Here is a 10,042-nt window from a genome sequence, read left to right on the forward strand (position 1 = left end):
TGTAGCTTGGCCAGTTCCTGGTCCTGTAGGTCGTGGGCGTGGGTCTACTCATGCATCGCAGCTACCACGCTGGATTCACGAGATGAATCCCTCACGTGATTTCTGCAACAGAGCCCCACCACACATCGTGCGCTACCCCCTCCCAACGAATCGAAAACATCCCGCCCAAGGCCGCTGAATCAAGGTCCCACCGCATCTGCACCTGGGCGCTCAAGCAATCCGCAGCGATCCTGCATGGCACAGACGAGCAGCTGGCAGATGCGATTGAGTGCCGGGGTAAGGATTATGTAGTTGCCGGGATCGGTCTCCGTCCCTGCCAGTACAAGCCATACGGAGGTTCCTTCTTCAGTGCAGTCCTTTACTTTCGCCTCCGACATCAGCCTCTTCATGTGAAAATCCGAGAAGTGGATAGCACCGGACGTTTCCTTGTAGACACTCTTGATCCAAGGGCCGAGGCCTTCAATCTGATCTATAAGCCAGCGGACGGTTGCCTTTTTGGTTTTGGCACAGGCGGGCCGACCAGATCGCGGAGCGGGTCGCGGCACTGTTCTCGATGGGATTGAAAGTGGTCATATATTACATAATCTTAATTACTTACAATTTGTTATGGTGGTGACACGCGCCGAAGGAATAGGGCTAGGCCAAGACCCTCCACAACCGTTGGAAGCGATGGAGTGACAAGGAGGTCCTCTCCGGGATCATGATAGGCTATAGGCTTGGCCGCCCAGAGCGCGGGGCACAAGACGATCATGCAACGCCTGTGCGACCCACATCGGCATGGATGCCGTCGTCGACTTTGGCGAAGAAGATGCCTTCATCGTAAGAGGGATGACCATCAACGCCTTCTCAAAACAACTGACGGCGGCTCTTGGCGGCACAGAACAGCGCCGCCAGCAGGGAAGGCTTCCGCTCACAGCTCCGACTGGACCTGTCCCATAGTGTGTCACGCCCTTGGTAGTGCCTCGATTATAAAACCCAAAGGATTTCTGGCAAGTTTTTGACTGTGATGTCCGTAAGAGGATCGTTGAGCGGACACTTGATGGTGGCGACCCGCGAACATGCAAAGGCTGACTGATTGGCGTCTCATTTGCTTGGTCCTAATTGTTTTGCAATGAAGGGGCGTCTAGCGTTACAGATTAACGCATGACATCCATTCTCATCGGCTACGCCCGCTGTTCCACCGACAAACAGGATTTGGCCGCGCAAACCGGCATCTTGGCTGGCCTCGGCGTGGCGGCGGATCGCATCTACACCGACCACGGTTTTACTGGGACCAAACGGGCCCGTCCTGGTCTGGATCAGGCCTTGGCGGCTTTACGGGACGGTGACACGCTAGTTGTTCCAAAGTTGGACCGATTAGCCCGGTCGGTCCCTGACGTCCGCGCCATCGCGGACAGCCTTGCCGCACGGGGTATCAGGCTGCAACTTGGTGCGGCGGTCTACGACCCCACCGATCCGATGGGGCGGCTATTCTACAATATCCTCGCGACCTTCGCTGAGTTCGAGGCTGATCTGATCCGGATGCGGACCCGGGAAGGCATGGCAATTGCGCGCGCCAAGGGCAAGCTCCGCGGCAAGAAACCGAAGCTGTCGGACCGCCAGCAAAAAGAACTGCGCAGGATGTATGATACTGGTGAATATTCGATCAGTGATCTGGGAGATGTGTTCAGCGTCTCACGCCCGACAGTCTACCGTACCTTGGCGCGTCAGGCGATGCCGTGATGACGGACGATCCGAAAACCCCACGTCCGCCGCTTCTAAAAAGCCAGACACGGCAGGCGAATTGGCGTCGTGCCAATCTATCCAAATACACGGCTCATCTGGCGGTGCAGCGCGCTCTTGTTTCAGGCAAGCTGGAAAAGCAGGGTTGTGAGGTCTGTGGGCATGAAGTGGTGGATGCCCATCATGACTCTTACGACGAGCCCCTGAATGTGCGCTGGCTATGCCGCAGACATCATATCAAGCTGCACCATTACGGCGAGGACATGTTTCCCGTTAGATACTCCATCCCGAAGAGGCGAGCCTCTGAGGATTAGACCCTATGATCTTTGGATAGACTGACTGATTCGGTGACCTCTTCCGCGGCATTCTCCGTTCGAGAGTTGCGCCAGATTGGCTGGCGCAACTCTCGAACGGGAGAGACCGAATGGAACATAACACGATTATCGAACTGTACGTCCACAGCTTGTGCTCATGACCTGCCTCCCGTGGGTCCCTCGATCATGCCGAGAGTCTGCTGGTTTGACGCCAAGAGCAAGTCGTCGGGTGGGCTGCGAGAAGCTGTTTTCGACGCCAATGGGAAGATATCCGAGGGGGCGAATCATTGACTGATGGCAGCGGACGGCGGCCTTGCGCGTCTTAGCGACGACGTATAGCCGACCAGTCTACCTTTAATCATATTTACGTAATTACGCGTTTGCGCGTTTAAGGTATTCCGCAAGTGCGCGTTCAAGAATGTCTTGGTGCGTCTCATCCGTTGTTGCGGCGTGCATGCGAAGTCGCCGATAGGTTTCACCATCTAGCGCAAGCGTTAGGCGCTTTTCCCCTTCTCTCTTCTTTGGGGCTAGCTTCGTTGTGGGTGGATTCGGCTCGGTACCACGTTGCGGGATGCCCGTGTCGATCGGTTTGACATCGGTATTGAGCAGGCCGTCAAGAATCACGGGCTTCTTAACCATCGAGAATCCCTTTCACGTACGCCCAGACAGACGCAACCTCATCCCCTGCCCTGCGATCAGACGTTTCAGTTACCCCCTGCCCCGTTGCTCCCGTCTCTGCATAGCTGACGCGCTGTGCGATATTGACCGGCGCCACGCGACCGTGCTGCGCCAAGACACGAGCTGCCTCGTCTGTGATCCTGGCTCGAGGTGTCTGTGACAGCGCAAAGGCAAAGGGCACTTTTGCACGGTTGACAGCAGAGATAGTGGCGCCGACTGCACGAAGATCGTCAGGCGAAGGTCGAACCGGGATCAGCACTAAGTCGGCCGCGCCAAGCACCTCAGATAGCCACTCAGGAGCCGCGGGTGGAGTGTCGATGATACAAAATTCGAACTGGTCTTTGGCCGCTGCCAGCGTAAGCTGGAGCGCAGCTGGAGATGGGTCTCGTTCGAGCATAGAGGGCATCTCGGCTGTGCGGCTCTCCCACCAGCCGCGTAGCGAAGCTTGCGGATCGAGATCAAGACACAAAACGCGGCTGCCTTCACTTGAGGCGACTACGGCGATGTTGCGAGCAAGGGTCGTCTTCCCTGCCCCACCTTTTTGAGCGGCTATGACTACTGTTTTCATAAATGCACAATAGCACAATCCCGTGGAAGCGCAAACGCATAAATGTATATTCGCACAGTTACGTAATTAAGTGATTACGCAACTGTGCGAATACGTTCAAGATCCTAGGCTAAGCTGAGAGTAATTAATCGGCACGATTCATGTGAGGACAATCCGTTTTGTGGGGATACGGCAGTGCCTATTACATCGTATAGGGGCGGTGCTGCTCATGGCAAAGCTTGACCGTCTCGCACGGAATGCCGCGTTTATCGCAAACGTCCTTGAGGCTTGTGTCGAGATCACCGCTTCTGACATGCCGGAAGCGAACCGCTTTCTTCTTCAGGTTACGGCGGCGGTGGCAGAGCATGAAGCCGAATTGATCGCAGAGCGGACTAGGACCGCCTCGCGGCAGCAAAGGAGCGTGGAGCAGCCTTGGGGCTGGGCGATTCCAGGTAGGGCAGGGGAGTAGTAGCGCTTGTCAGCTCGGGTGTGCGCTCGCCCTTCACGGCTTCCAGCGCCACGCGAGCCTTGAAGCCCGCGTCGTGGTTCCTGCGTTTCGACATCGTCTGGTCTCCTCGTTCTTGGAGACCAGCAGACGGCAGATCGTAGCTTACGTCACTGTCCGATTTTCGGGGGGTAGCTCAGCCAGTGCCGTTCGTCGAATAGGCGAACTTTAGCCCCAGGATTTCCGCATAGTCCTTGGCCTGTTGAAGACCTTCGGACGGATTTCTGTATTGCGCCTTGGCCTCGACCAAAGCGAGGGGAAAGTCAGGGCTGTATCAAAGGATATAGTCAGCGCGCTTCTGCTTGCCGCGCCGGGCTTTGCCACCCACGAAAACGATGCGACCGTCTGTGAACGACCGTTGTTCGTTGATTTCGTGAGGTGTATCGTCCCACCCAGAGGCTTGCAGTTTCGGCACAACAAGACGCCGACAGGTATCGGCTTCGTTCATTGTTTCGGGCTTTGCATCTCGAAAAGTGTCATGCGGAAAACGTCCGAGGGTGAAATCGGTTTGGATCACTCCAATTGATTGCGGAAAAATGCTGAAATCACAATGGATTTCGTCATGCGAGCGAAAGCGTTGCTAAGAAGAAGCGATGAGCAATGTACAGCAGATAAGCTGTCGCCTGCCATACGCCAATGACTGACCTGACACGCCGCAACTAAGCATCCGAGAACAGCGATGGCGACAATCGGCAAAGCCGTTCGCTCACCCACAGCATATGTATAAGGTGGATCACATACAGTTCAATAACTTAGGGAGCAGCGAGCCTCATCAAGAGGCAACTTCCATGATCAAAAAGGCAGAACTACCTGCCTCTTATCAGGCGAATGCCTGCGCTTTTCTGCAGGGATTGGACCCAATCACCTTCTGGCAAAAATTGCCGGCAAGCTGGAGAAGCCGAACGGTTTCCAGTGGCTTTCGGCCGACAATATGCCCCAACGCCTCGCCCATCTGGCACTGGACGATCTGCCCGGCATATCTCGGGCGATGAAAGAGCGCCTGCTCAAAGCAGGCGTCTATGACGTGGTTTCACTGTGCCAGCTCGATCCGCGTCACGCCCGCCAGATCTGGCGATCTGTCGAGGGCGAGCGCTTCGTCCGCATGCTGCAGGGTATGGATATTCCCATCGTTGCCACGCAGCGCGGTGGATACGGTAACTCCAAAGTTCTCGCGCCGGAGTTCCGTGATCCCCGCCAAGCCTATCTTGTCGGGCGGTGGTTGGTAGAGAAGGCCACGGCGCGATTGCGCCGTGATGGGCGGGTTGTCGCGCGCTTCACGCTGTCCGTCTCGTTCCTCGCCGGCCACACTTGGGCGCGCGGTGTGTCTTGCTTTGCCACTCAGGACACGGCCTTTTCCTGCGCCTTCATCGCGCCCTCTGGCGGGCGCTTTGGCGCAGCGGTCGGCCTGGTCCCGTCATCTCGCTAGGTGTCAATCTGACGGACGTTGCCTTGATTACGGATCGACAGGGCGATCTGCTGGCGCCGCTCGCCCCCGCCGAGCTGACCCGCGGCGAGCGCGTCTCAGCCGCCGTCGATCAGATCAACGCCCGTCTTGGCGATGGCACAATCCGTTATGGCGTCAACAAACCCCATCCCGGATTTTTTGAACGAGGATAGTAAACTCCCACTCACTGGTCACTTTCACTGACGGTGATCTCGCCAGACGGTCGAAAGGTCATGAAAAGTGTGCGTGATGTATGATCTGGCATTGGATAACCACCTTTCTCACACATCAGTATTGCACGTCTGCCAGCCTCATAGGCTTGTTTGGCAGCCGCATCACTGCTCCCGATAGATGATTGTAATGTAAGGCTGCTTTTATCGACCTTACCATTGGCACCTATCGCGAGTCCGATAGTCACAGAAGTTCTGCTGGCCTCGGTCGACAGTGAGCCTCGGTTCCAGCAACTCGAAACCTCCTTGCTAAAGCTTAAGAGGTTATCTGTAATCTGCGGCGAAGTAGAATGTGACGTCAGACGTTGTTTGAAATCGCCCTGCGCTACTTCGGTCGGAACACCGGAGACGTGATAGCTGATTACCCGACCAACCGCGCGGGGCGGAGTTTCAGGTAGTGGAAACTCCAAAGGAATCGCCTCATTTGGCTCTAAACCGCCCGCGATTTCCAAACTCCCGTTGATTTCACTCCATGGAAAAGATCGTCCGTCCTCAATTGCATACGCCGAATATGTGAAAGAACGGATGGCAGTTTCACTTGCATTCTCTACCTGACATTTGAGTACGCTGTTTTGCGGTGCGCATTTTGAGATGGCTAAATCTTGCGCAAGAATAGTTGTGGGCAGAAGACACGCAATCAGGACTAAGGTTTTCAATACGGGCTCACATCTAAAGGTTGAGTATCTGCAGATTATAGCTTCTTTGCAGAGCTGCAATGACGTCTGCCGTGTGCTTCGGACCCGTCACCGGGCTTTCACTCCGGCCGCGCGCGGCCTCCGTCCGAGCCAATCAGGACGCGCGCGCCCTGCCCGTCTCGGCCCATACGGGTCTCAATCCCTGACGCAAGGGCCGGAGGTTTCCGGCTAAAGATCCATTGCAGACCACGCTTTTAGCGCGTGGTCTTAGTCAGATGATGGACGTGGCAAAGGATCGACGCAGGCTCTGCCCGCGCTCACCTCCACCCCGACACCTTTTCCAATCCTGAAGTTGTCCGCCTCGCATCCCCTGCTCGGGCGGATCAATGGGCCAGCGCCGCGCATAGCGCGTCGTCGTCCAGACGGGCCGTGTCCTCGCCTGCGGCTGCGGGCCGCGCCACCCCGTCTTTCCGACCCATGACCGCCCGATTAGGGGCCACGGGCAGGGCTACGCCCTCCCCGCTTTGCCCTTCGGAAATCTGTGGGATTTCCAAAGACCAAAGCAGGAAGGCCACGCCCATCGCGGACAGGGGCAAAGACCCCACCGCCGCACACCACTGGAAAGGAAAGCCAATGCCGGACCTTATGACCATGACCCCTGATGCCGTCGCCGCGCACATCGTCACGCTCAATATCGCCGAGCAAAACGATGCCTTCCGCAAAGCCCTCGGGCTGGGCGCGACTTGGCGCGGGAAACTGCTGGAGGGACGCGCCGTGACAACGACAGGGTTTCGCGACCTACCGCCAAAAACCCAAGATGCCGCTGTTCTGGCCCTAATCGGTTTCGATGATTTCACCGAAGAAAACGATCCCTATGGCGATCACAGCTTTGGCGTGATCGAGACCCACGGCGCGAAGGTGTTTTGGAAAGTCGATATCTACGACTCCGATTACAGCTTTGGCGCATCCCTGCCCAAAGCCGTCAATGATCCGAGCCAATGCCGCCGCGTTTTGACGCTCTATCTGCCCTCGGAACACTGACCCAGAAATCGGTCCGTTTGCTCCGGCGGGCCGAGACGTCCCTGCAACCCATCAGGATCGGAAAGGGGGTGAGAACAATCCGAAGGAAATCCTTGAGAGCCGCATCGCCGAAGCGTGGGCGCTTATCAGGAAGGGCGGACTCTCCGCGAAAATTGGCCGCGCCTTCCTGAGCCAACACGCCGTCCTCTGAGGATAGCGCCCGTGTCGTCCCTTTCGGGGCGGCACACCACGAACCTTAAAGAAAATCGGATCACCGATCAACCACCACCACACGGGATAGAACCATGACCAAGCAAAACGCCGCCACGATCCCCCCGACCGCCGACCAGATTGTCAGCTTTCCGCTGTCCGAACTGATCCTGTCGCCCTTGAACCCGCGTCAGCACACCGACGCCGAAGGCATTGCCGCCCTTGCAGCCTCGATCTGCACCGTTGGCCTCATGCAGAACCTCGCAGGCTTTCCTGCCGAGGGGGGCAAGATCGGGATTGTTGCGGGTGGCCGTCGCCTTCGCGCCTTGCTCCTGCTGGCCGAGACAGGTGACGCGCCCGACTATGTTCCGATCAAACTGGCTCGCGACGAGGCAGAAGCCACGATCTGGGCCGCGACCGAAAATCACCAGCGCGAACCCTTGCACTGTGCCGATGAAATCCGCGCTTTCTACCAAATGGCGATCGGCGGAACCGGCGTTGCCGAAATCGCCGCTGCCTTTGGCGAGAGCGAGCAGCTTGTGCGCCGTCGCTTGCGTCTTGGCTGCCTGCCTGCCCCTGTCCTCGATGCTCTGAAATCTGGTCAGATCAATCTTGATATGGCCGCAGCCTTTGCCGCCAGCGAAGATGAAGCCCTGATCCTTTCAACGCTGGAGCGGATCGGCGCAGGCGGCTATTTTGATGCCGCCTCAATTCGTCGCCTGATCCTGCCTGACGCAGTAAACGCGACCGACCGCCGCGCCGTTTTTGTCGGTCTCGATGCCTATCAAGCCGCAGGCGGCAAGCTGACCTCTGATCTCTTTACCGACAAAATCAGCCTGCATAACCCCGACATTCTTGACCGTCTCTTTGCCGAGACGCTGGAAGCCGAAGCCGAGAAAGCCCTTTCGGCGGGCTGGAAATGGGCCGAGATTTTCCCCGATAGCGATCTTGATTGGTCATTCGCCCGCAGCTTTGCGCATCTTTATCCCGTCGCTGGCACGTTGAACGATCTGCAAGCAGCCCGTTACGACGCGCTTGCTGCCAGCGCCGAGCAAGGCGATCTTGACGAGGCAGAACAGGCCGAGTTCGACGGCTTGGAAGCAATCATCGAAGGCTGCATAACCGAGGAACAACGCGCCCATTCGGGCCTCATTCTTCACGTCAATTGGAACAGCCAGCTTATCGCGACCTCTGGCCTGATCCGCGCCGATGATCTTGCCGCCGCGCATGATGCCGGATTGATCGACCCCGAGACTTTTGCACGGTATCAGAGCCGCGCCGAGGACGAGACCGCCAAAGCCGAAAAGGCGAAGCCGGACCTATCGGCGGCACTGGTGGCCGACTTGCGGGCGATGCGCAATGCCGCAATCCAAGGCAAGCTGATCGACAAGCCGGAACTTGCGCTTGATCTGCTGGCCTTCACCGTCCTGCAAACCTATGGCGGGCCGCTTGGCATCCGCCGCGATCACAGCAAGATCGAGCCAACTATTGCGGACGGCTTTGCCGTTGAACCACGCCTTGCGGAACAGGACGAGACCGCAGGCGAGGACTTTGCCGCGTTCCGCGCTATGTGCAAGAAGCACCGCAATGCCGTTCTCGCTCACGCCCTTGCTCGCACGCTCAAATATGGCGGCTCTGATTACGCCGAGCGGCAAGAGCCAATCTTTGGCGAGATCGAGGCGGAAGTCAGCGCCACGATCCGCGACGTTTGGACCCCGACTGCCGAGAACTTCTTTGGTCGCGTCTCCGGCAGCTATCTTGAAAACCTGCTAGCCGATCTCAGCGGATGCGCCCGTGACAGCGCCGAGTTCAAAGCCTTTGCCAGCATGAAGAAAAAGGAAAAAGCCGAAACGCTGGAACGGCTGTTCTCGGACGCCGAGACACAGAGACTCTGGAAGATCGACGCCGACAAAAAAGCCCGCATCGCGGCTTGGCAGCCAAGCGGTTTCTAGGAGAAAGAATACGGGGCGGGGTCTGCCAACCCTGCCCCTAATCACTGTCGGTCGTTTCGTATCGTTGGCTTACGGCAATGACAGGAGCGGCAAACATATCAAGCAAATTCGTCGGATGAGCTTGTGCTTGGCCCCGAGATCGGCAAAAATGTGCTGAGGTTAGCATGACCTTCTAGTGGAAAACTGCCGTCCTTCGGGACGGCTTTTTTTGTCGCTGATCTGGGGCGGGCGGGCGCGGCAGGGTGTCCCAATCTCCGGGACCATAAGTCGGTCCCAGGATCGGGACGTGCGCTAAGGCCGCGCGGGCCGCCGCTGCGCGGCAAAAAAAAGCAGCCCGCATGTCAAATTGCTCGGCATCGTTTCTCAAGATCTTCCTGATCCCTGCGCAGCGAGTAGAGGAGAGATTGAGACCAGTAGAACTGACCGTTCCGGAGCTATTCGGGCATCGTTCCTTTCATTATGTGATAGGAAACGATCTCTTTTAGCGTCATCGTTGAGTTGCCCTTGATTGTCTCTTCAAGGTGCTTGTTAAGCGTAAACCAAGACTTGTGACGCGGCAAAAAGGTCTTCACGTATTCTGTGCCGGGCTCGATGACAGCGAGTACTTCTCGGTCACGAAAGTCCGTCAATTTAACAAGATAAGTGTTTGACTCCGTGGACTCGCCTTGACCAGTGGCGAGTGCCATTCCAGCCTTACGTACCTTCTGCAAGCAGATTATCGCAGCGTCATGGCTCTGTTGCACAAATCACGTGAGGGATTCATCTCGTGAATCCAGCGTGGTAGC

12 protein-coding genes and 2 pseudogenes are annotated in these 10,042 nt (G+C 57.2%); 8 read left to right on the forward strand and 6 right to left on the reverse strand.

Annotation, left to right across the window (positions count from 1 at the left end):
• Positions 1-640 precede the first annotated feature (640 nt).
• The 3 genes and pseudogenes from RTS12_RS18180 to RTS12_RS18190 form a co-directional block, all read left to right on the forward strand.
• Positions 641-752 (forward strand): annotated as a pseudogene (locus tag RTS12_RS18180) (IS5/IS1182 family transposase); the annotation flags it as partial.
• Between the two features lie 391 nt (positions 753-1,143).
• On the forward strand, positions 1,144-1,722 hold the full coding sequence (locus tag RTS12_RS18185; RefSeq protein WP_312531032.1) for a recombinase family protein: 579 nt from the start codon (positions 1,144-1,146) through the stop codon (positions 1,720-1,722).
• A complete protein-coding gene (locus RTS12_RS18190) occupies positions 1,722-2,036 on the forward strand; it encodes a hypothetical protein (protein ID WP_312531034.1) in 315 nt (104 codons plus the stop codon). Before RTS12_RS18185 ends, RTS12_RS18190 begins: the two co-directional genes overlap by 1 nt.
• 372 nt (positions 2,037-2,408) lie before the next feature.
• On the opposite strand, the gene RTS12_RS18195 is transcribed toward RTS12_RS18190, so the two are convergent.
• Complete coding sequence (locus tag RTS12_RS18195; RefSeq protein ID WP_312531036.1) at positions 2,409-2,675, reverse strand: CopG family transcriptional regulator; 267 nt, start codon at positions 2,673-2,675, stop codon at positions 2,409-2,411.
• On the reverse strand, positions 2,668-3,282 hold the full coding sequence (locus RTS12_RS18200) for a ParA family protein (protein ID WP_312531038.1): 615 nt from the start codon (positions 3,280-3,282) through the stop codon (positions 2,668-2,670). The genes RTS12_RS18195 and RTS12_RS18200 overlap by 8 nt, the downstream gene beginning before the upstream one ends.
• A gap of 199 nt (positions 3,283-3,481) precedes the next feature.
• On the opposite strand from RTS12_RS18200, the gene RTS12_RS18205 reads away from it, so the two are divergent.
• On the forward strand, positions 3,482-3,730 hold the full coding sequence (locus RTS12_RS18205) for a recombinase family protein (protein ID WP_312531039.1): 249 nt from the start codon (positions 3,482-3,484) through the stop codon (positions 3,728-3,730).
• A gap of 181 nt (positions 3,731-3,911) precedes the next feature.
• Here RTS12_RS18205 and RTS12_RS20820 read toward each other — a convergent pair.
• Positions 3,912-4,214, reverse strand: a pseudogene (locus RTS12_RS20820) (type I restriction endonuclease subunit R); the annotation flags it as partial.
• A gap of 483 nt (positions 4,215-4,697) precedes the next feature.
• On the opposite strand from RTS12_RS20820, the gene RTS12_RS18215 reads away from it, so the two are divergent.
• Both RTS12_RS18215 and RTS12_RS18220 read left to right on the forward strand, forming a co-directional pair.
• Positions 4,698-5,192: a hypothetical protein gene (locus RTS12_RS18215; RefSeq protein WP_312531043.1), complete on the forward strand. Its 495-nt coding sequence runs from the start codon at positions 4,698-4,700 to the stop codon at positions 5,190-5,192.
• Between the two features lie 23 nt (positions 5,193-5,215).
• Complete coding sequence (locus RTS12_RS18220) at positions 5,216-5,383, forward strand: hypothetical protein (RefSeq protein ID WP_312531045.1); 168 nt, start codon at positions 5,216-5,218, stop codon at positions 5,381-5,383.
• Positions 5,384-5,394: 11 nt separating this feature from the next.
• Here RTS12_RS18220 and RTS12_RS18225 read toward each other — a convergent pair whose 3' ends face one another.
• Both RTS12_RS18225 and RTS12_RS18230 read right to left on the reverse strand, forming a co-directional pair.
• Positions 5,395-6,096, reverse strand: coding sequence for a hypothetical protein (locus tag RTS12_RS18225; RefSeq protein ID WP_312531047.1), 702 nt, complete (start codon positions 6,094-6,096; stop codon positions 5,395-5,397).
• A gap of 362 nt (positions 6,097-6,458) precedes the next feature.
• Positions 6,459-6,671 (reverse strand): hypothetical protein, encoded by a 213-nt coding sequence (locus RTS12_RS18230; RefSeq protein WP_312531049.1) that lies wholly within the window; start codon positions 6,669-6,671, stop codon positions 6,459-6,461.
• A gap of 37 nt (positions 6,672-6,708) precedes the next feature.
• Between RTS12_RS18230 and RTS12_RS18235 the strand changes: the two genes are divergently transcribed.
• The gene (locus tag RTS12_RS18235; protein ID WP_312531050.1) at positions 6,709-7,116 is read left to right on the forward strand and encodes a DUF3768 domain-containing protein; all 408 of its coding nucleotides are present in this window, start codon (positions 6,709-6,711) and stop codon (positions 7,114-7,116) included.
• Between the two features lie 284 nt (positions 7,117-7,400).
• On the forward strand, positions 7,401-9,257 hold the full coding sequence (locus RTS12_RS18240) for a ParB/RepB/Spo0J family partition protein (RefSeq protein WP_312531052.1): 1,857 nt from the start codon (positions 7,401-7,403) through the stop codon (positions 9,255-9,257).
• Positions 9,258-9,691: 434 nt separating this feature from the next.
• Here the strand turns inward: RTS12_RS18240 and RTS12_RS18245 are convergent, their stop codons facing one another.
• A complete protein-coding gene (locus RTS12_RS18245) occupies positions 9,692-9,943 on the reverse strand; it encodes a hypothetical protein (RefSeq protein ID WP_312531053.1) in 252 nt (83 codons plus the stop codon).
• Positions 9,944-10,042 lie beyond the last annotated feature (99 nt).

It is taken from the genome of Paracoccus sp. (in: a-proteobacteria) (genome assembly GCF_032007265.1).
Classification (GTDB): domain Bacteria; phylum Pseudomonadota; class Alphaproteobacteria; order Rhodobacterales; family Rhodobacteraceae; genus Paracoccus.

What these genes read in the sequence shown, in the direction of transcription:
- RTS12_RS18245 (WP_312531053.1), bottom strand. Translation starts at nt 9,943, where the DNA reads ATGGCACTCGCCACTGGTCAAGGCGAGTCCACGGAGTCAAACACTTAT.
- RTS12_RS18185 (WP_312531032.1), top strand. Translation starts at nt 1,144, where the DNA reads ATGACATCCATTCTCATCGGCTACGCCCGCTGTTCCACCGACAAACAG.
- RTS12_RS18190 (WP_312531034.1), top strand. Translation starts at nt 1,722, where the DNA reads ATGACGGACGATCCGAAAACCCCACGTCCGCCGCTTCTAAAAAGCCAG.
- RTS12_RS18195 (WP_312531036.1), bottom strand. Translation starts at nt 2,675, where the DNA reads ATGGTTAAGAAGCCCGTGATTCTTGACGGCCTGCTCAATACCGATGTC.
- RTS12_RS18235 (WP_312531050.1), top strand. Translation starts at nt 6,709, where the DNA reads ATGCCGGACCTTATGACCATGACCCCTGATGCCGTCGCCGCGCACATC.
- RTS12_RS18200 (WP_312531038.1), bottom strand. Translation starts at nt 3,282, where the DNA reads ATGAAAACAGTAGTCATAGCCGCTCAAAAAGGTGGGGCAGGGAAGACG.
- RTS12_RS18240 (WP_312531052.1), top strand. Translation starts at nt 7,401, where the DNA reads ATGACCAAGCAAAACGCCGCCACGATCCCCCCGACCGCCGACCAGATT.
- RTS12_RS18215 (WP_312531043.1), top strand. Translation starts at nt 4,698, where the DNA reads ATGCCCCAACGCCTCGCCCATCTGGCACTGGACGATCTGCCCGGCATA.